This window comes from Alcanivorax sp., from assembly GCF_002726155.1.
In the GTDB taxonomy this organism is placed as follows: domain Bacteria; phylum Pseudomonadota; class Gammaproteobacteria; order Pseudomonadales; family Alcanivoracaceae; genus Alcanivorax.
In genome coordinates, this window is sequence record NZ_PBSH01000010.1 from 34,338 (window position 1) to 54,360 (window position 20,023).

Here is a 20,023-nt window from a genome sequence, read left to right on the forward strand (position 1 = left end):
TTTCTATCCAGTTCGTTGATGAGCATAGTGGCGTTCATTCTGTTCAAGGCGCGCCTTCACCTCGGCACAATATTCTGTAGTAGGACGGGCCAGCAGCCGCGGCAAGCCAATGGGTTCACCGCTGATTTTGCAGTAACCGTAATCCCCGCTTTCCAGCCGCCTCAGGGCAGCACGAATTTTCCCCAGCAAGGCTTGCTCGCGCGCCATAAAACGTAGCTGATGGCGGCAGCTCTCCTCCTCGACAGCGGCGTCCAATGGGTCAGCCTGGGCCGGTGTCTGCAGATTATTTCTGGCGCTGCCGATGTGTTGTTCGCAATCGTGAGCCAGGACAGCAAGGCGTTTGCGGAAAAACGCCCGCTGGCTGGCGTTCATGTATTGCGACGGCTTCATCGCCAACAGCGTTTTCTCACTGATGATACGAGGCATGATGCCCTCCTTGTTTTGTTATGTTATAACATTACCCATCCCATCAACAACCTTTGCGGAGAAGTACCCATGCACTTTCCCCTGCCCGACTCCTATACCGAGTGGCGACACTGCATCACCGAGATATGCGGGATTCCTCTTGGTGAGACCTTTATCCGCGAAAGACTGACCGCCCTGGACAACGACAATGACCACATGACCCGCAAGTTCATCGAGCTTTACGGCCGCAAACACTGGAAAAAAACAAAGGAGTGGTTTAACCGGGCACTGGATGAGCAAGGAGATAAAGGATGATCCGAAGAAACCCTAATGGTGACCTGCCGGCCATCCATTCGGACGCCTTTGTCGACCCTACCGCCATCATCTGCGGCAAAGTCATCGTTGACCGCCATGTCTTTATCGGCCCCTATGCCGTCATTCGAGCCGACGAGACAGATGATCATGGCAATCTTCACCCCATCCAGATTGGCGAAGGCACCAACATTCAGGATGGTGTGGTTATGCACTCCAAGGACGGAGGGCCTATCTCCATAGGAAAACACACCTCTATTGCCCATCGCGCCATTGTGCACGGCCCTTGCCAGGTCGGAGACAGGGTTTTCGTGGGATTCAACAGTGTACTGTTCAACTGCACCATCGGTGATGGTTGCGCCATTCGACACAATGCAGTTATCGACGGGATGACGCTGCCCGCGAACTTCTATATCCCGTCCACCAGCCGCATTGGCCCTGACACAGACATCAGCCTCATTCCCCGGGTCAGCCAGGACATCACCGCGTTTTCAGAAAGCGTGTCCGACACCAATCAACAACTCGTTCAGGGCTATAAAAGGATTCAGAATGAACTATGAAGATAGCCCAAGCCTGTTAATTAAAGGGGCGACGGTCCTGTTACCTGGTGGCCCTGAAGAAACGGATGTGGCATGTCGCGACGGGCGTATTGTTGCCATTGGCGACCCCTTCAAGGCCGACACCACCCTCCACGCCCGTGGCTTGCATCTCCTGCCCGGCGCCGTGGATTCCCAGGTCCACTTCCGCGAGCCCGGCATGACTCACAAGGAAACGCTGGAGGCGGGCACTCGCGGGGCAGTGCTCGGCGGCATCACCAGTGTTTTCGAAATGCCGAACACGCAGCCCTTGACGCTCCGTGCCGAGGACCTGCAGACCAAGATCGCTATTGCCGAACGGGATGCCTGGTGTAATTACGCGTTCTATATCGGCGGATCCGCCGCCAATGCCGAGCAACTGGCAGAGCTGGAATGCTTGCCCGCCTGTAGTGGTGTAAAAATCTTCATGGGCAGTTCATTCGGCGATTTGCTCGCCGACAGCGACAACGTGTTGCGTAACATACTCCGTCATGGCCGCCGGCGGGTGGCCATTCATGCTGAAGATGAAGCCCGCCTGCGGGCCCGTCGTCACCTTGCCGAAACCGCCGCCAATCCCATTGCCCACCCTGTCTGGCGAGATGAGGACAGCGCCCTGTTAGCCACCAGGCGCATTGTGGCACTGGCAGCGGAAGCGGGTCGCCCGTTGCATGTACTGCATATCTCTACCGCCGAAGAAATGGCATTTCTGCAGCAGCATAAATCCCGGGTTTCGGTAGAGGTGTTACCCCAGCATCTCACCCTATCGGCACCGGAATGCTACGAACGATTGGGCACGCTGGCACAGATGAACCCTCCGATTCGAGACCAGCGCCACCAGGATGCGCTCTGGAAGGCCGTGAGAAACGGTATCGTGGATGTGATCGGCAGTGACCACGCCCCGCATACCCGGGAAGAGAAACAGCGATCGTATCCGGATTCCCCCAGCGGCATGACCGGCACCCAGACGCTGTTGCCCTTGATGCTCAATCACGTTAATCAGGGGCGACTCAGCCTGTCTCGGTTAGTGGACATGGTGTGCGCAGGGCCCGCCCGACTGTTCGGCATGGCGGGCAAGGGCCGCATTGCTGTGGGCTACGATGCAGACCTGACGCTGGTGGACATGCAACGTAAACAAACGGTGGATGACCGCAAACTGGCATCGCCTTCAGGCTGGAGCGCCTACGACGGCATGATGCTGCAGGGCTGGCCTTCGGCAACCATCATTGGCGGCCAGATTGTCATGACCGATGAGGAAGCCATCGGCATGCCCAGCGGAAAACCGATCAACTTTCTCTCAAGCACTCAGCCTGCGGAACCGAACAGTGTCTGAGGCAAAGAGAGCAAAAAGAGCCACTCACGGAGATTCAGCCAACAGCTCATCAAAGTGACGAATGACCCGGTCGGCAAGGTGGCCATGGGTATTGAGACCATCCGTGTCGAGATAAACTCCGACCATGCCCGCATTGCGCGCTGCCATCAGGTCATACTTAAAATCCCCCACGTAGGCAATGCTTGCCGGGGCCATACCCCATTCCCTGGCAATCGCCAGCAGACCATCCGGAGCGGGCTTTGGCGGGGCATCTTCCCGTGCCAGCACTCGCTGCACAGGAATACTCAACCGGGATACGGTGAGCTCGGCAATAACACGGGCATTACGGGTAAGAATAGCCGCAGGAATGCCCATCACCGACAGTTTTTCAAGGCAGGATTGTGCGCCCGGTATCCAGGTGGCCCGTTCCGCCCCGGCGCGCTCATACTCCAGTACCACGGCGTGGGCCGCCGCCTGTTCACTGGCCGGCAAGGTATCGATAAATTCCAGCACCCCCACATCCGGTGGGCAATTCAGACGCGCACGGATGGCCGCAAAATCCAGGCGGGAATCCACCAGGGTGCCATCCAGATCAAAAATAACGCCACTAAACGTGGACCGGGCATTCGCTGCGGACAAGGTCATCGCAGCCACTCGCCAGCCGGTTGCAACCATGACGACACTATTGGCACGGCCAATCCTCCATCAGTGATTCACCGCCCGAGGCCATGGCGGTAATCTGTAGCTCGCTGTCCAGTTCATACTGCAAACCTTTCTCGCCGGGGACCTGCCAGTACACCGCCTTTACCGGCAATGAGCCGGGGCCAGCCTCCAGGGTCTCGTCCAGCGCGCCCTGATACATTTCATATAAAGCCGGTGAGTCGCCCAGCGCCACACCGGTGTCAGTGCGAATGTGTGACGGAGGGTTAACGTCCAGCCGGGTAATACGGCTGTTCCTGAACTGAGCAGATAGCCCGGGTGGCCACATAGCGCTGCGCACACGGCCACAGGCACTTTGTCCCGAGACAATATCCAACGGCACCTTGGTGGTCGCCTGCACACTGGACAGGGTATCGCCGATACAAACGTGGCCATAGCAACCCGGAGACAACCGATGCAGCGGCTCTTCACTGTCCAGCGTCAGTGTCACCGTCAGCTCCACTGTCTCGGAATCCGCCCCGCGTTCGGGCCCGCTCATTCGGGCGCGGTAGCGGCTGGCCAGGTCCGGCGCCACATCTGAGCCGGCTGCCGGGTAGGAAAAGCCCCCGCGAAAGGTGACGCAGAGCGTATTGGCATCGGCATGCTGCTCTGCCAACAATGCCCGGGACGCAGGGGTTGTACTGACACAAAGCACCGGCTCCACTGAACGCCCCCAGGTATCCGGGTAGCCACGGTCGTCACAATAATCATGGGAGAAATCAAGCATGCAGCGGTGGGGAACGGTCTTGTGAGTAAACACGATGAGATCAATCGTATTCCCTGCCTGCGTCAACAGGGCTTCACTAACGTCCTCCCCCATGTAAACAAAATGGTCCATTTCCCAACCCACATCCGTGCGCAAATCCAGACGCAAATCGGCAGGAAGGGGGGCCGCAACCAACGGATTCGCTGACACCATCATCCCCAGCCCCACCAGGAATCCCCACTGGCACCGTCGCGCCTGCTGCGTCCATCGCTTCATGCTTTCCCCCGCTGCTCCCAATGCCGGAAGCCCGCTCCCTGTCGTTGCTTCAAGGAAAGCAAATTCAGGCAAGCGACGCCAGCCCCTCCCGTCAGCCACAGGTCGGAGTAACGCAATGTGACCTCCCCCCATACACACCCGCTCTATTCTGGGTAATACTGAAAGCACTTTTTTCAGGGAGTGATGCTTATGAAACGCCTAACAAAAGTACTGGCGGGCGCCGCCATTCTCACTGTGGCCCCGTTGGCCAATGCGGGCTTCTATGTTGGTGCAGGGATTTATAATTCCGGCACAGACGAAGAAATCGACAACATCAAGTTTGATGACGACGATACCTCCGGTGGCCTGTTTCTGGGCTGGCGCCCCATCGAATTGGTGGGCGCGGAAGTGGGTTATTACGACTTCGGTGAGCTGGAAGGCGACAACGGCACCAAGATTGAAGGTGGCGCAGTCACCTTTGCCGGCCTGCTCAGCCTGGAGCTTGGCCCCGTAGGCCTCTACGGCAAAGGCGGCGTGGCCAATACGGATTTCGACGTAAAACACCCGTCTTTCAAGGATGATGAGTCCTCCACCGATGCCTTTGGCGGGGTGGGCGCCACCATTGATTTGATGGACAAGCTGTATGTGTATGGCGAGTTCATGCACTTCGACAATGATGCCGGCATCGACATGTTCGGCGCTGGGCTGCGCTTTCAGTTCTGATTCTTTTTTTCCGGTAAAAAAGGCCACTCGGTTCACCGTGTGGCCTTTTTTTGATAACAACCGCGCCATAATCCCTGGTCTAGCGGGCCTGAATTCTATCCAGTGCCACAACCCGACTTAATTCCTGGTCACTGAACATTTGCTGCTGCAACCGTGCCAGTGCTGTTTCCTGATCCAGGTGCGATAACCCACTGTCGATAATTGCCTGGCGCTGTTCACGGTAGTCCTGATAGCGTGCCTCCCATTGCGCCCGCTGCTGATCCAGCGCTTCCAGCCGTTCTGCGCCAGCCGCGCCGACCTGCTGCTCTCGCAAGCGGCGAATTTCTGCCTCACTGGCCCCCTGCTCCCGCAACGCCTGGGTACGCGCCGACAGCTGCGCCGGACCACGAGTTTCCTCCAGCATGATCTGCATGGCAGCCGGCAGCGATTGTGTCAGCCCCTGGAGCTGCTGTTGTCGCTGGGTGTCGTTGAGAGAAGGGTTATCGAGGATCTCCTGACGATCCGCCATATAACGGTCGTAAGCGATATCCATGCCGTAGAACGCCTCCGCCGCTTGCTGGCCCAGGTAAGCGACTTGCAGATCGTGACGCTGTTTGACCGCAGTGCGGATGCTGGCAGGCGAACCATCATGGGGAGGCAATGCCGCCATCGCCTGCCCCAGTGCCATGTATTGCTGGAAAAACTGCCAAGCCTCGTTCGCGGCCTCAGCCGGAAGAGACGCTTGCAGATAACTTGCCAGGCGCGCCTGACAATCTTCCAGGGACTCTTCCCCCTGGGCAGACAGGAAATAATCGAACACCCGACGCAGGTCCGGCGTTACCACTAGCTCACCGTCCGCCGTGGTTTGCAACTGGCCGTCGACCTCGGTGCCACGCAGCGATGCCGGCACCGCTGCCAGTGTTTCCGCACGACTCAATGCGGCCTGCAAGCTATTGGCAGCAGGTTCATCACCTGAAGTATGCGCCCCGGGAAACAAGGTAACGTTCTGCACGCCACTACTGCTGCCCGGAGCCGTGGAAACCGGCGACCAGAATAGTCCGGCAAACGCCACGGCCAATACAACCCCAAGCAGGACAAGCGCCCACTGAATACGTGACATGATTTTCTCCTTTTTATTTCATGCCGTGACAACGTCACTGATGGGCAGCTTAACCCTCCAGCGCCATAAGCCGACTAAAGAACGGAGAGGCCAGCATGGCCTCCCAATCTTCACGCTGCCCCAGCATGCTCACACACAGGCGGGCCATAACGGTGATATAGCGGGGCATGTCCGTATGTTCTGCTTCCGCACAGAACTGGTACCCCAGATGCTCGATGCCCTGCACCAGGGTTTTTAACGCCAGGCTATCCGGTGGCGTACGGCCATGGGCCTGCATGGCTTCGTGGAGAATCATGACAATGCGCTCGTTATGCGCATCACGGTAACGCGATACCGGCGAGGACACATCATGCAACTCCCGAAAGCGGGCAATCATCAATGGCCCCAGTGAGCGCCCCCAGTTCAAATATCCACTCAGCGCCACCGGCAGATAATCATAGAAGGCGCTCTGAGGCTGGGCGAACACTTTCAAAAACAAGCCTTCCACTTCTGTATTGCAGCTTTGCACAATCTCATCAATCACCTCAGGCGCAGAGGCGAAATACTTATAGAAGGTCGGCCGGGAAATACCCGCCACCTTGAGTATTCGTTGCACGGTGGTGCCATGCATACCCTGTTCGCCATAGACCGTACGCCCCGCCGCCAGAATCCGCGCACGTGTTGCTTCAGCCTTGCTGTTGCCCGCTACGCTCCCCCGACGCTGCGCCGCTCTCTCACTCATCACCAATCGCCTTTATTAACACCAGCGTTACCTTACAGATATTTCGCGATATAACCATAAACTCAATGCAAACCGCTGTTTTTAAAGAAAATAATCAACAATAAAAGACCGTGCACAGTTAACACTGGAAAGACATCGTCTTATAACATATCAATATTAACACCAGTGTTAACTTTTAATTTCATCTACCTTAAGGTATTCACACCCCTGACCAGGGAACGCTCGGCGCAGAAACGGCAGTACCGCCGATAACAATAACGAGCCAGGTAAAACACAATGACTATTCCCTTCAAGGCGCTCACCAGAGCGTTGAGCCTTATGCTGTTCCTGTTAAGCCTATCAATGAGTATGCCCGCCCAGGCAGGCTGGTTTGACTGGCTATTCAAGGATACCTACACCGAAACCCGTTATCCCATTGTTCTCAGTCATGGTTTATTCGGTTTCGACGATATCGTCGGCTACAACTACTGGTACCGGATCCCGGAAGAACTGCGTCGTAGCGGTGCCGAAGTCTATGTGACCCAGGTTGCTGCCGCCAACAGCACCGAAGTGCGCGGCGAACAGCTGGCCCGGCAGGTCGAGGATATTCTCGCCGCCACTGGCGCGCAGAAAGTGAACCTGATCGGGCACAGCCATGGCGGCCCAACGGTACGTTATGTGGCCTCCGTTTACCCACAGTATGTCGCCTCTGCCACCTCTGTAGCCGGGCCGCACACCGGTGCACGCATGGCCGATGTCCTGCTGGGCGTACAGGAAAACCTGCCGCTCACCGCCGAACTTCTCGGTGACATCGTCAACGCGGCGGTCGGCTTTCTCGACCTGATTTCCGGCGGCGGATACGACCAGGACTCCCTGGCGGCGCTGTATTCCCTTTCCACAAAGGGCAGCAGCGAATTCAACAGCCTCTACCCGGAAGGGCTACCCCAACAGGCCTGCGGCGAAGCCCCGGAACAAGGCAGCAACGGTGTCAGCTACTACTCCTGGTCCGGCGCCAAACCGCTGACCAACGTGCTGGACATCAGCGACGCCGGCATGGGCCTGCTTGCCCTGCTCTATCTGGGCGAAAAAAATGACGGTCTGGTTTCCAGCTGCTCCAGCCATCTGGGGCTGGTGATCCGTGACGATTACCGCATGAACCATCTTGATGAAGTCAATCAGGTGGCCGGCCTGGTCAGTCCCTTTGAAACCAATCCGGCCAGTGTCTTTCGTCAGCACGCCAACCGTTTGAAAAACCGGGGGCTGTAATTCCCCACACACGCTAATCGGGAGAGCCCGGGGCGCCATCTGGCGCCCTATTTTATGCCGCTGCGCGGCTGCACTGGAGTTCACGCGACAGGCTACCGTCCAGAGCCGGTTCCGGTGGAAAATGATCGCTTTGCCCACTCAACAGGCGGGCGATATTTTCTTTTTCAGACTCATGAAACCCATTTTTCACTTGCAGGTCCTATACTCGCCTCCGCACGCCTCACCCATGAATGCAGCTATTGACCTCAAGTCAGGTTGAGGCTTTAGGCTGCTGTTTCGTTTCACGCATCACCGTGTCGAAAACCCGGCAGCAGGAACGACCAGATAGAGCCCCTGTTACGAGGAAAGATGATGTCTACCGTTTCCCAACCCGCTACCCGCCGCGAGTGGCTGGGGCTTGCTGTTTTGATGCTGCCCACCGTACTACTGGCACTGGATATGACCGTGCTACATCTGGCCGCCCCTCATCTCAGCGCTGACTTGCAACCCACCAGCGCGGAGCTGCTGTGGATACTGGATATCTACGGCTTCATGATCGCCGGGTTTCTGGTGACCATGGGCACGCTGGGCGACCGGATTGGCCGGCGGCGCCTGCTGCTGACCGGTGCCACCGCCTTTGGTATTGCTTCTGCCATGGCGGCCTTTGCTACCAGCGCAGAAATGCTGATTGCCACCCGCGCCCTGCTCGGCATTGCCGGGGCCACGCTGATGCCCTCCACCCTGTCGCTGCTGCGCAACATGTTCCAGGTCGAGCGCGAACGCACCCTGGCCATCACTGTCTGGATGACCGGCTTTATCGTGGGCAGCGCCATCGGCCCGTTGGTCGGTGGCGCGTTGCTGGAATTTTTCTGGTGGGGTTCGGTGTTCCTGCTCGGTGTGCCAGTGATGGTGTTGCTGCTGATTTGTGGTCCCCTGCTGTTGCCAGAATTCCGGGATGAAGAGGCCGGCGCCCAGGACTGGACCAGCGCCCTGTTATCCGTGGCCATGGTGCTGGCTGTGATTTACGGCCTCAAGGACATGGCGCGCAACGGCATCTCCGCAATGCCGCTGATCACCATCGCCGCAGGATTACTCATCGGGGTGATTTTCGTGCGCCGTCAGCGGCGCCTGACAGACCCCATGTTTGATCTGGCGTTGTTTGCCAATCGCACCTTCAGCACCTCTGTTGCCGCCATGCTGCTAACCATTCTGGCGCTGTCCGGTGCCTGGTTGATGGTCTTTCAGTACCTGCAAGGGGTGCTGGATCTGTCACCGCTGGAGTCCGGGCTGGTGATGCTGCCGCCTGCCGTGCTGCAAACCGCCGCCTCATTACTGGTACCAAGGCTGGCGAGCCGACTGCCCCATTGGAAGCTGGTCAGTGCAGGACTGGTGATGGCATCGATCGGCCTGCTGTTAATGCTACCGGTGCAAAACCCGTCGCATATTCCCCTGCTGATTGCAGGCATGACCATCATGGGCATTGGCGTCATGCCAATGATGATTCTCGGCACCGATATGGTGGTCAGTGCCGCTCCGGCCCGCAAGGCCGGAGCGGCCTCTGCTACATCAGAAACCGCTACCGAACTGGGCATGGCGCTGGGTATCGCCGTGATTGGCAGTATTGGCGCAGCGCTGTACCGCAGCCACATGCTGACAGCCATGCCCAGGGGGTTAAGCGACACGCTCGCCCTGGCGGCAGGCGACACCCTGGGCGGCGCGATCGGTGCCGCCGCCCAGCTACCTGACGACATCGCTCAACCGCTCATGGCAGCGGCCAAAGCCGGCTTCAATCTGGCCTTGCATGCCAATGCCGCCATCGGTGCCGTGATACTGGCGCTGACAGCGGTGGGGGTCGTGGTCATGCTACGGCGCACACCGAATGATGATAACGACAGCGCCCAGCAGGCGGCACCAGCTGTGGTTATTTCACCCGATCAAGAATAATGCGGGTTTCGCCGTCATCCGACGCCTGCCCGAATGCCGCCACCAAGGTGGGGCCTTCAGCCAGACGTACCCGCTGGCGCACCCGGTGACGCCTTTGCGAGCCAGGTCGGTAGGCAATATCCAGCACAAACCCCGCGTCACCCCGGCGCTCGATATCAATGCGATAATTGTCATCGACCGCCTGCCAGCGCCGCCGCTGCGCGTCTGGCCCCACGCTGCCATATAGCCGTATGACCCAATCCCGGCCACCATCGCGTGCCACCTCCGTCACCCGCAGACCATTGTCAGGCACGCCCACCCGATCGAGCAAAAACACATGAAAGGCACTGGCGATCGCCACCATACACACCACCGCACTGAGCCAGAGCCGCCACCCCATTCGCATCGCTGTTTCAACCCTCACCGTTACTGCCTGACTGTCGCTGACGCACCGTTTATCCCGCCATTGTTTCAATTACGTATCTGACTGTCACAGTGTAATTGTAATTCAGCAGCAACAGGCGTTTAGTAGAAGGCAGGACCATGGATAAAGGTGATATAACAATGAAAATGCACATCATGCCCGTCCGCCGCAACCTGAAATTCCATGTGCCGGACGACACCGTTCTGAACTGGCACGACAAGGGCCCCGGTATTTCCCAGTTCTTCAATACCCTCTCGTTGTTTTTTCCGGAGGGAGAGCGTTTCTTCATCAACAGCGTGCGCAAATACCGCGACCAAATCGATGACCCGGAATTACAGGAAGCCGTGCGCAATTTCATCGGCCAGGAAGCCATGCACGGCCGCGAGCACGAGGACTACAACCAGAAGATGGTCGCCGCCGGTTTACCGGTGGATAAACAGGAGGCCATCGTTACCCGGCTGCTAAGCCTGATTGCCCGTTTCCTGCCCAATGCCATGCAACTTTCCGCCACCGTGGCGCTGGAGCATCTCACGGCCATTCTGGCCGATGTTCTGCTGCGTGAGCCGGAGCTGATTGATGGCTCGGACCCGCAATACCAAAAGCTCTGGCATTGGCATGCACTGGAAGAAACGGAACACAAGGCAGTGGCCTTCGATGTCTTTATCAGCGCCTTCGGCAGAGGCGTCAAATCCTGGCTGCTGCGCGCTGGCGGGCTGGTATTGGCCACGGTGATTTTCTTCTCGCTGTTTTATCCGTTCTACGTGATCAACATGTACAAGACCGGCAAGCTGTTCAGCCTGAAAGACTGGTGGACGTCATTCAGATTCCAGTGGCTCAAGCCCGGCGGGTTACGGCGGGTGATCATTCCCTGGCTGGACTGGTTCAAACCCGGCTTCCACCCCTGGGATCACGACAACCGCGAGTTTCTGGCAGAAATGGACAGCCTGATTGGCGATGTGGATGGCTACGACAAGGGCACAGCCGCATGACCGCCTGACGGATAACGCCTACTCAAGCACGCGACGAACCACAAAAAAGCCCCGCAGTTGCGGGGCTTTTCTGTGGTTCGTCATTGTGATGGGCATCACTACATGTGGATGCCGCACTCGGTTTTCTTGTTGCCTTTCCAGCGCCCTTCACGGCCTTCGCCCTTGAAGGTGCAGTGGCTGCAGCCAATAGAGTCAAACCCTTGCTCCACCAGCGGGTGAAACGGCAAGTCGTGCTCCTTGATATAGGCGTCACGCTGTTCCTTGGTGACATCAATCATCGGATTGAACTTGATCATGCCCCGACGTTCTTCGAACACTTCCAGGCCGGCACGGTGTTCGGTCTGCCACCCCATCAGGCTGGAAATCCACAGATCGTAGTCTTCCTTGGCTTCTTCCAGCGGATTGACCTTGTTCACCTGGCAGCACAGGTCTGGATCGGTTTCCCACATACGGTTTTCCTGGGACACCTGGTGATGATCCGGGTCCGGGGTCACATCGACTACCTGCAGACCAAACTTATCGACCAGATAATCCCGGTACTTCAGGGTATCCGCAAAGTGGTAACCGGTATCGATAAAATGCACCGGCTGCTCAGGACGGATGGTCGAGATAATGTGCAGGAAATACGCAGAAGTCGCCGCAAAAGACGAGGTCACCATGATGCGATCCGGCGGAAAATCCTCGTAGACACGACGAATGCGCTCCGCAAAACTCAGCGGGCGATAGACACGGTTCAGCTCCTCCAGCGTCTCTTTAGACAGGCCGGCAGTATTGTCACCAAAACGTGTAATCAGCTGTGCACTACCCATGATCTACAGCACCTCAAACGGGAATGTCGAGGTGCCATGATAGGAACTCAAGGAAGAATATAAAGGAATATATAGTGATACTTTTATAACAAAACGGGATATGGACGACATAGCACGACGCCAGGTCGCTGCCATCGCCCCACCCCGTCGTACGCTATCAGAACGCGTAATTAACACCCAAGCCAATCAGCTCCTGCTTGCCGAAATCGTTGTCGACCAGACGCAGATATTCCACATTCAGCGTGGAGTGCTGACCCACGCCCAAGTCGAAGCCGCCCCCGTAGGAGCTACCGTCATCACGTTGGGTGGTGCCGTTGATATCATTCTCCACATACCCGTAGCCGCCAATCAGATACGGCTGGAGCGGACCTTCCAGCGGCGGGGTCAACCGCGCATAGGCGCCATAGAAAAAGTCGTTTTCCACATCGATATTGCGGTAGGAATCATCACCTAGCCCGGCCCCCAGGCGCAGTTCCGCACTGACCAGCTCGTGCAACACCATGCCGCCACGCAACGTCAGCGCAGTGAGTTCCGCGTCGCTGACCGCACCACGGTCAATTTTCATCAGGTTGACCTGGGCACCCGCATACATTTCCGCCTGCACGGCTACCGCACCGGCCAACAAGCCAATCGATACTGCACCACGCGCAATATGGCGGGCAGACAAAGGGAATGAACTCGGCATCCTGCTCTCCTCATTATGATTGTTATAGGCCGCCGCGTTCCAGCAGCCGACACCTGACTTCATTGAAACGATTTACGACCTGAATTGAAAGCACTGTCTGGTCGACGAGCCCTGCCTGTTCCACAGCGCATACGCGAACTGCTTCACTGTGAATCACGATTTAACATTTCAGGCCGAACTTACACGCTGACGACGGTCGGAGTTCCCAGTGCCGCCGTATTTTGGCTTCGGCCACTTTTCGGTAACACCGTAATCCCCGGCAATTTCGGGGCGATTGACAAGGAGATGAAGCATGAGCAAACGGATGATGGCGCTCGGCGCCCTGATGATTTCCGCGACATTCACTGGCACGGTAGCCGCGCAGCAACCTGGCGCTTCCGCGTCTCAAACCCCACAGGCTCAGCAGCAGCAACAGATGCAGCAACAGCAAATGCAGCAGTTGCCCAAGGCGTCTGAGTTCAGTGACAAACAGCTCGATGCGTTTGCCGATGCGCAGAAGGACATGTCCGGCATCCAGCAGAAATATTCCAAGGAACTGCAGGCGAAAAAAGACAAGCCTGAGGAAGCCATGAAAGTGCAGAAAGAAGCACAGGAAAAAATGGTGGAAGCCGTTAAGGACAGTGGCCTGGAATTGAGCACCTATAACCAGATTGCCCAACTGGCCCAGTACGATGCGGACTTCCGCACGCGCATTCAGGAAAAAATGTAATCCTGAGCGCAGCAAAACGAACAACGCCGGCATTCGCCGGCGTTGTTGTTTCTATAAGGTACTGATACCTCAAGCGCACATCAGAAGTTGGTTACCACCCCCAGCCAGTAACGCCGGCCATCTTCCACGTAGCCATATTCATCGTAGAAGATTTCCTTGTCGGCCAGGTTATAAATACCTGTGTTGAGTTTGGTTTGCGGTGTCAGCTGGAAACCAATACCGGCATCGACCAGCGTATTGGACGGCGCAATGATAGCGCTGCTGGACGGCCCTGTGGTCGGCTGGCTTTCCTTACCACGATAGCGCACGGTCGCCCAGGGCGAGACGGTATCTGTCGCTTGCCAATCCACGTTCAGGCTGGCCAGGTGTTCCGGCAACTGAGTCAGCGGCTCGCCTTTGTATTCCCCGGATTTCTGTTCGGAATCGGTATAGGTATAACTCAGGTTGATGGACACCACCCGCGCCAACGTGGTGGACAGCGCCGCTTCCACCCCCTGGGTTTCCGCTTCATCCACATTCACCCGGTAGGTAGGATCGGAACCAAACTGATTCGGACCGTCCGGGCAGATACTGATGGGGCAGGTAATCCGGGTAATCTTGTCCTTGAAGTCATTATGGAACACGGTCACGTTGGCCATCAGTGCACGGCCAGCGTTGAAGTACAGGCCCAGTTCCTGGTTAACCGAGGTTTCCGGTTCCAGGTCCGGGTTACCATAGATGTTCCCACCACGGCTCACCTGCCCCCAATCCGGCGTCAGTTCACGCAGCGACGGAGAGCGGAAGCCAGTGGAAACACCACCCTTCACGGTCCATCGCGGGCTGAATCCCCACACACCATACAAGCGCGGACTAACATGGGTGCCGAAATTCTCATCATCATCCATGCGGGCCCCTGCAGTGACCGAGAAGGTATCGGTCAGCATCCACTCGTCTTCCGCAAACAGGGCGTACTTTGATGACTCAATGTTAGTACGATCGGAAATCCGGTTGGAGGTTTTGTCGTCCAGCTTCTCTTCCGTGAAATCGGCGCCTACCGTCACCATGTGATTACCCATCGGCATCACCAGCGCCGTCTTGGCATTGGTATTGGTGATGGTCATTTCGCGGCTTTCATTTTCCGCCTCTTCACGCTGCACATAGGTATCGGAGGTACCAATGGCCCAGTGGCCAGTGTGAGTCAGCGCGAACGATTCACGGTTATGATCATTAAAGCTGTCGGTACAGCCACCGCGACAACCGGTGGACGCAGCACTGCGCCCCATCAGCCCCTGGCGGCTGTCCTGGGTACGGGTCGCTTCCACAGAAAAATCATGATTATCGGTGGGAGTCAGGCTTAATTTCGCGGTCAGGTTGCGCAGGTCTTTTTGCTCATAACCGTCCACAAACAGGTCTTCTTCACGATTATAAAAACCGCCATACACCTGCAGGCCGAGCAGGTCTTCTTTCAGCGGTCCACTCAGGCTGAAGTTCCCCTGCTGGCTGTCGCCGGAGCGCGAATCATCCTGGATGATGGCGTCCAGCTGTACGGAACCGCCCCACTCTTTCTCAACCTTACGGGTAATAATGTTGACCACGCCGCCCATGGCGTCGGAGCCATACAGAGTCGACATGGGGCCACGAACCACTTCGATGCGCTCAATGCTCTGCAGCGGCGGCAGCCAGCTCTGCTCGAACCCGGCACTACCGTTAGGACGACTTTCCCGGGTGGACACCGGCTTACCATCGACCATGATCAGGGTGTAGGAGGATGGCATGCCGCGAATCACGATATCGGTACCGCGATCCCCGGAACCACCACCGGTGACAATCACGCCCGGGACATCACGCAAGGCGTCCGTGGTGTCCTGGTAGAAGCGCTCTTCGATCTGCTGTCGGTCAATGACACTGATCGATGCCGGCGCATCTTCCACCTGCTGAACATACCCCCCTGCCGTCACGGACACTTGCCCCAGCTCGTGCACCTCATCCTCTGCCCAGGCGGCGCCACTGGCAGCGGCCAGAGCCAGCGCCAAAGTCCCCAAACGCATTCCCATGGTTTTACTCCTCAAAGATCAGAAACAACATCAAACCGGAGTGAAAACCGCCCCCTTCAGCACACGACCTTGCAGACGAGTGTCAAAGAATCGATACAGTTCCCCCGGAAAACCGGCCATGGAAGGCCGCAGGAAGTAGCAGTGAACCTACTTCACGAAACGAAATGATATTGATTCTTATTTGTAACGAAAGGAGATTTACAATTTATACAAGTGGTGGGGCAGGCAGCCGCAGATGCACGCACAGGCCAGGGGTGCCGTTGTGTGCCCACAGCTCGCCGCCCAGCCGCTCTACCGCACGCCGGGCAATGCTCAACCCCAGCCCGAAACCGCTATGGCCTGCCCGGGCTGCATCCAGACGCACAAAGGGGGCAAAGATTCGGTCGAGCTTGTCGTCCGGCACTCCCGGCCCCTGATCCACTACCTGCAGGTGCCAGGCTCCCTCTTCCCATTGCCCAAGCAATTGCACGGTCCCCTCCTCCGGGGAATGGCGAATGGCATTGCGGACCAGATTCTCAAACACCTGGGCCAATACATTCAGGTTGCCGTACACCAGAGCATCGTCCGGCAACGCACAAGGGAAACGGCACTTGTCCCAACCGCTTTCGAACGCCGCATTTTCAACAATCATCTCCCACAGCACCGGCAACGACAGGGACTCCAAGTCGGCAGTACCGGTATCGGTGTCCTGCCATCCCAGCGCCAGGGTGTCATCCACCAGAGTGCGCATGTGGTGCAGCTCCTGCTCCACCCGCTGACGCAATTCGGTTTCGCTCATCTGGCTTTCCAGCGCCACGGACAAACGGCTCAAGGGGGTACGCAATTCATGGGACATGTCATTGAGCAGCTGCCGCTGGGTGTCCAGCATCCCGGACACCTGTTCCGCCATATGATTGAAACTGCGGGCCAGCTCCCCGAACTCATCCCCGCGTGTTGCCAGCGGGCCAGTCACACGTGCCTGGGTATCATCCTTGAAACCCAGCACTTGCGCCTGCAGGGCTTTCAAAGGCACACGAGCACGCCAGAACAACAGCCCACCCAGCAGTAACGCAGACAACGTGGGCATTCCCACCAGCAGCAGATTTTCGACCCATGGCCAGTAGGTGCCCGGGCGCAAACGGGGAGGCAACTGCATCAGCAAGCTGCCCTGTTCCGGCACGACGGGAAACGGCACGCCCAGGTACGGCATCTTTTTGCCGTAACGAAAACTCATGCGCCGATCCACGCCACGCTGAAAGCGCAACCCGGCCCGTTCCTGCTCGGTCAACGGAACACTACTGAGCGACTGGTCAGTGGCACTGATAACAGCGATGTCACCCGCTTCACGCGTCCTCATATCCGCCAGCCACTGATCCACTCCCGCCTGGCCGCCGGTCAGCCAGGCCTGCTCCGCCGCCGCGGCATAACCTTGCATAATGGCAATCGCCTGCTCGTTCAACAGCTGGGCATCATTGCGCAGGACACCGGTAATGCGTGTCCCTATCACCATGGTACTCACCGCGACAATCACCAGAACCAGCGCCAGGCGCCAAAGAAGGGAATAGCGTTTCAACATCACAGAGCGTCGGTGATCAGGGTATAGCCCTGCCCCCAGACTGTGCGCACCGCGGATTCCGGAGCGCCAACGTCACGCAATTTGCGGCGTACATGGCTGATGTGCAGATCCAGGCTACGGTCATGGCGACCACAGCCCCGGTGCAACACCGCCTGGTAGAGGAAAGGTTTGCTAAGCACCGCATCACGGTGCTCCAGCAACACCTGAAGCAACCGGAATTCGGTGTTGGTGAGGCCCAGGTCCGTGTGCCGGTAAAACGCCACCATGTCATGCTCGCGCAGCACCAGCTTGCCCACCGATTCCAGCCCTTCCTCTTCCGGACGGATACGCTCCAGCGCCACCCGCCGCAACACCGCATCCGCTCGCACCGCCAATTCCGCCATGCTGAACGGCTTCGGAAGATAATCATCCGCCCCATTGATCAGGCCCTGAATACGGGCCTGCTCATCCCCCAGCGCAGACACCACGATTACTGGCACCGGGCTTTGCTGGCGCAGGGCATTGAGCAGCTCCAGGCCATTAAGCCCGGGCAACAGGATATCCAGTAGCACCAAATCGTAGTCACCGGAGGCCGCCGCCTCCAGCCCCGCCGGGCCCTCGGCGCACAGGGATACCAGATAGTGACGTTCAGAAAAGTAGTCACGTAGATGGCCGCTGAGTACCGCATCATCTTCGATGACCAGCAGGCGGGCAGGAATTTGGGCAATGGCATTCATTCACGAATGATAAGAATTATCATTAATGCAGGCCAGCTTTTTATTGAATAGAATTCATTCAAACCCGCCTGTCATTACATTCTTTACGAAGATTACTGTATTTAAACATAACCATTCTCATTAACATCTCCCCCTCTGCTGCGAACGATCGAACGCCACCGTGAATAAAAAACGCAAAGCCTTCTGGCTGAAACAACTCCATCAATGGCACTGGGTAACCTCTGCGATCTGCCTGATCAGCCTGGTGTTGTTCAGCCTGACCGGGATTACCCTCAACCACGCCAGCCAGATCAGCGCCGATCCGGTCATCCGCGAGCATCAGGGTGAGCTACCCGCCGAATTGCTATCCAAACTCGCAGAGCAAAAGAACGGCCAGCTGCCCGCCGCCGTCCAACAATGGCTGGCGCAGAAAATGGATTTGCAGAACACCAGCGGAGAACCGGAATGGGCCAGCGACGAAATCTACCTGCCCATGCCACGCCCCGGCGGCGATGCCTGGCTCGCCATTGATATGAATAACGGCACGGTACTCGCGGAAACCACCGACCGGGGCTGGATCGCGTTCTTTAATGACCTGCACAAAGGTCGCCACACCGGCACGGTGTGGATCTGGTTTATCGATATTTTTGCCGTGGCCAGCCTGCTTTTCGCGTTCACCGGCCTGGGGCTGATGATGCTTCACGCCAAACGGCGTCCGGCTACCTGGCCGGTCACCCTGGCCGGGCTGGTGCTGCCCTGGCTGTTAATCGTGTTTTTCATGCATTAAGCACCGCCATTTAAGACAAGAAAGGACATTCCCATGCGCTTGCATCACCTTGCTCTGCTCCCCCTGCTAACCAGCCAGGCCCTCGCCGATACCTTTTCGGTGGACGTGGAAGTGCCGCGCAAGCGCGTGGCCGAATACCACGCCCCCTATGTGGCCTTCTGGGTGGAAAACGCCGATCGCAGCACCCTGGAGCCTCTCGGCCTGTGGTACGACGACCAGGAAAAATGGCTAAAGGATATCCGCCAGTGGTGGCGTCGCACCGGTCGCAGCCAGTCCGCTCCCTATGACGGCCTCACTGGCGCCACCCGTTCACCCGGCACGCACACAGTGGATTTCAGCACATTGGACGCCCTGCAATCGCTACCCGCTGGTGAATACACCCTGGTAGTGGAAGCCGCCCGGGAAGTGGGGGGCCGCGAAGTAGTGAAACTGCCCTTCCGATGGCCAGCCGAAAAAACACCGCAGCAACAACAGGTTAAAGGCACCGACGAACTGGGCACCGTGACCCTGACCGTCTCTCAATAACACCGACCACTCAAGGAGCATCATCATGATCCGAGTCCGTTTCCATCAAGCTGCACTGGCCGCCCTGGTACTGGCTAGCGCCCTGCCCGCCCAGGCCCACAAGCTGTGGCTACTGCCCAGCCATACCACCGTGTCCGAGCCCCAGTGGATTACCGTGGATGCCAGCATCTCTAATGAAATCTTTGGTTTCGAGCGGGCCTACCCCATCGATGGCCTGCAAGTCACCGGCCCCGACGGCAAACCTGCCACCGTGGACAATGCCACCAAAATGCACACCCGCAGCGTGTTTGACGTACAGCTGGAACAGGAAGGCAGCTACCGGATCAGCGTGGCCCAGCCCGGCTATTTCGTGTCCTATAAAGTGGATGGCGAACGTCAGCGCAGCCGAGGGAAAGACGCGGACAAGCTGCTGGCAGAACTGCCCAAAGACGCCACTGACATCAAACTGCTGGAAGTGCTCAACCGTCTGGAAACCTATGCCACCCTGGGGGCGCCCAACAAAACCGGCCTGAAACCCACCGGCAAAGGCCTGGAGCTGGAACTGCTGACCCACCCCAATGACCTCTACGCTGGCGAAACCGCCCAGTGGAAACTGCTACTGGACGGCAAACCGGCTGCCGGCATCAAGGTGGAACTAGTTCCCGGCGGCACCCGCTACCGTGACAGCCAGCAAGACTGGTCCGTCACCAGCGATGACAAGGGCATCGTCAATATCCAGTGGCCCGCCGCTGGCCGTTACTTCCTGGAAGCGGGCACCGGCGACAAGAATGTCAGCAACCCCAAAGCCGCTGAGCGTTACCTGCAGTATCTGGGCACCGTTGAAGTATTGCCCATGTAAGCGAGCCTGGCCTCGCCCAACCG

At 57.7% G+C, this 20,023-nt stretch carries 22 protein-coding genes; 11 read left to right on the forward strand and 11 right to left on the reverse strand.

Annotated features, from left to right (window positions below):
- Positions 1-3: 3 nt before the first annotated feature.
- On the reverse strand, positions 4-426 hold the full coding sequence (locus CL546_RS03525; protein ID WP_290493046.1) for a TraR/DksA family transcriptional regulator: 423 nt from the start codon (positions 424-426) through the stop codon (positions 4-6).
- A 69-nt stretch (positions 427-495) separates the two neighbouring features.
- Between CL546_RS03525 and CL546_RS03530 the strand changes: the two genes are divergently transcribed.
- From CL546_RS03530 to CL546_RS03540, 3 genes are read left to right on the forward strand one after another with little or no spacing between them, the layout of a single operon-like run.
- A complete protein-coding gene (locus tag CL546_RS03530; RefSeq protein ID WP_290493047.1) occupies positions 496-720 on the forward strand; it encodes a hypothetical protein in 225 nt (74 codons plus the stop codon).
- Positions 717-1,277 carry an LbetaH domain-containing protein gene (locus tag CL546_RS03535; RefSeq protein ID WP_290493048.1) on the forward strand — a complete coding sequence of 187 codons (561 nt, stop codon included), beginning with the start codon at positions 717-719 and terminating at the stop codon, positions 1,275-1,277. The genes CL546_RS03530 and CL546_RS03535 overlap by 4 nt, the downstream gene beginning before the upstream one ends.
- Positions 1,267-2,622 carry a dihydroorotase gene (locus CL546_RS03540; RefSeq protein ID WP_290493049.1) on the forward strand — a complete coding sequence of 452 codons (1,356 nt, stop codon included), beginning with the start codon at positions 1,267-1,269 and terminating at the stop codon, positions 2,620-2,622. Before CL546_RS03535 ends, CL546_RS03540 begins: the two co-directional genes overlap by 11 nt.
- 24 nt (positions 2,623-2,646) lie before the next feature.
- Here CL546_RS03540 and CL546_RS03545 read toward each other — a convergent pair whose 3' ends face one another.
- Complete coding sequence (locus CL546_RS03545; RefSeq protein ID WP_290493050.1) at positions 2,647-3,276, reverse strand: HAD family hydrolase; 630 nt, start codon at positions 3,274-3,276, stop codon at positions 2,647-2,649.
- A 7-nt stretch (positions 3,277-3,283) separates the two neighbouring features.
- Positions 3,284-4,282 (reverse strand): hypothetical protein, encoded by a 999-nt coding sequence (locus CL546_RS03550; RefSeq protein WP_290493051.1) that lies wholly within the window; start codon positions 4,280-4,282, stop codon positions 3,284-3,286.
- Positions 4,283-4,471: 189 nt separating this feature from the next.
- On the opposite strand from CL546_RS03550, the gene CL546_RS03555 reads away from it, so the two are divergent.
- Positions 4,472-4,984 (forward strand): outer membrane beta-barrel protein, encoded by a 513-nt coding sequence (locus CL546_RS03555; RefSeq protein WP_290493052.1) that lies wholly within the window; start codon positions 4,472-4,474, stop codon positions 4,982-4,984.
- A 79-nt stretch (positions 4,985-5,063) separates the two neighbouring features.
- Here CL546_RS03555 and CL546_RS03560 read toward each other — a convergent pair whose 3' ends face one another.
- Both CL546_RS03560 and CL546_RS03565 read right to left on the reverse strand, forming a co-directional pair.
- Positions 5,064-6,083: a lipase secretion chaperone gene (locus CL546_RS03560; protein ID WP_290493053.1), complete on the reverse strand. Its 1,020-nt coding sequence runs from the start codon at positions 6,081-6,083 to the stop codon at positions 5,064-5,066.
- Positions 6,084-6,132: 49 nt separating this feature from the next.
- Positions 6,133-6,804: a TetR/AcrR family transcriptional regulator gene (locus CL546_RS03565; RefSeq protein ID WP_290493054.1), complete on the reverse strand. Its 672-nt coding sequence runs from the start codon at positions 6,802-6,804 to the stop codon at positions 6,133-6,135.
- Between the two features lie 342 nt (positions 6,805-7,146).
- Between CL546_RS03565 and CL546_RS03570 the strand changes: the two genes are divergently transcribed.
- Positions 7,147-8,049: a lipase family alpha/beta hydrolase gene (locus CL546_RS03570; RefSeq protein WP_290493055.1), complete on the forward strand. Its 903-nt coding sequence runs from the start codon at positions 7,147-7,149 to the stop codon at positions 8,047-8,049.
- A 348-nt stretch (positions 8,050-8,397) separates the two neighbouring features.
- Positions 8,398-9,972 carry an MFS transporter gene (locus tag CL546_RS03575; RefSeq protein WP_463671030.1) on the forward strand — a complete coding sequence of 525 codons (1,575 nt, stop codon included), beginning with the start codon at positions 8,398-8,400 and terminating at the stop codon, positions 9,970-9,972.
- Here CL546_RS03575 and CL546_RS03580 read toward each other — a convergent pair.
- Complete coding sequence (locus tag CL546_RS03580; RefSeq protein ID WP_290493057.1) at positions 9,950-10,351, reverse strand: hypothetical protein; 402 nt, start codon at positions 10,349-10,351, stop codon at positions 9,950-9,952. The genes CL546_RS03575 and CL546_RS03580 overlap by 23 nt on opposite strands.
- A gap of 164 nt (positions 10,352-10,515) precedes the next feature.
- Between CL546_RS03580 and CL546_RS03585 the strand changes: the two genes are divergently transcribed.
- Complete coding sequence (locus CL546_RS03585) at positions 10,516-11,364, forward strand: metal-dependent hydrolase (protein ID WP_290493058.1); 849 nt, start codon at positions 10,516-10,518, stop codon at positions 11,362-11,364.
- 98 nt (positions 11,365-11,462) lie between these two features.
- Here CL546_RS03585 and CL546_RS03590 read toward each other — a convergent pair whose 3' ends face one another.
- Together CL546_RS03590 and CL546_RS03595 are read right to left on the reverse strand one after the other, a co-directional pair.
- On the reverse strand, positions 11,463-12,173 hold the full coding sequence (locus CL546_RS03590) for a phosphoadenylyl-sulfate reductase (RefSeq protein ID WP_290493059.1): 711 nt from the start codon (positions 12,171-12,173) through the stop codon (positions 11,463-11,465).
- Positions 12,174-12,330: 157 nt separating this feature from the next.
- Complete coding sequence (locus tag CL546_RS03595) at positions 12,331-12,858, reverse strand: outer membrane beta-barrel protein (RefSeq protein WP_290493060.1); 528 nt, start codon at positions 12,856-12,858, stop codon at positions 12,331-12,333.
- Between the two features lie 292 nt (positions 12,859-13,150).
- Here CL546_RS03595 and CL546_RS03600 point away from each other — a divergent pair, with 292 nt between their 5' ends.
- Complete coding sequence (locus CL546_RS03600; protein ID WP_290493061.1) at positions 13,151-13,567, forward strand: DUF4168 domain-containing protein; 417 nt, start codon at positions 13,151-13,153, stop codon at positions 13,565-13,567.
- Positions 13,568-13,647: 80 nt separating this feature from the next.
- On the opposite strand, the gene CL546_RS03605 is transcribed toward CL546_RS03600, so the two are convergent.
- The 3 genes from CL546_RS03605 to CL546_RS03615 form a co-directional block, all read right to left on the reverse strand.
- A complete protein-coding gene (locus CL546_RS03605; protein ID WP_290493095.1) occupies positions 13,648-15,594 on the reverse strand; it encodes a ligand-gated channel protein in 1,947 nt (648 codons plus the stop codon).
- Positions 15,595-15,805: 211 nt separating this feature from the next.
- Entirely contained in the window at positions 15,806-17,155 is a 1,350-nt protein-coding gene (locus CL546_RS03610) for a sensor histidine kinase (protein WP_290493062.1), read from the reverse strand.
- Entirely contained in the window at positions 17,155-17,871 is a 717-nt protein-coding gene (locus tag CL546_RS03615) for a response regulator transcription factor (protein WP_290493063.1), read from the reverse strand. The genes CL546_RS03610 and CL546_RS03615 overlap by 1 nt, the downstream gene beginning before the upstream one ends.
- 160 nt (positions 17,872-18,031) lie before the next feature.
- Here CL546_RS03615 and CL546_RS03620 point away from each other — a divergent pair, with 160 nt between their 5' ends.
- The 3 genes from CL546_RS03620 to CL546_RS03630 are packed head-to-tail and all read left to right on the forward strand — an operon-like array spanning position 18,032 to position 20,000.
- Positions 18,032-18,637 (forward strand): PepSY-associated TM helix domain-containing protein, encoded by a 606-nt coding sequence (locus CL546_RS03620; protein WP_290493064.1) that lies wholly within the window; start codon positions 18,032-18,034, stop codon positions 18,635-18,637.
- Positions 18,638-18,670: 33 nt separating this feature from the next.
- Positions 18,671-19,162 (forward strand): DUF2271 domain-containing protein, encoded by a 492-nt coding sequence (locus CL546_RS03625; protein WP_290493065.1) that lies wholly within the window; start codon positions 18,671-18,673, stop codon positions 19,160-19,162.
- Positions 19,163-19,187: 25 nt separating this feature from the next.
- Positions 19,188-20,000, forward strand: a complete 813-nt coding sequence (locus CL546_RS03630; protein WP_290493066.1) for a DUF4198 domain-containing protein — start codon at positions 19,188-19,190, stop codon at positions 19,998-20,000.
- The last annotated feature ends 23 nt before the right edge of the window (positions 20,001-20,023 follow it).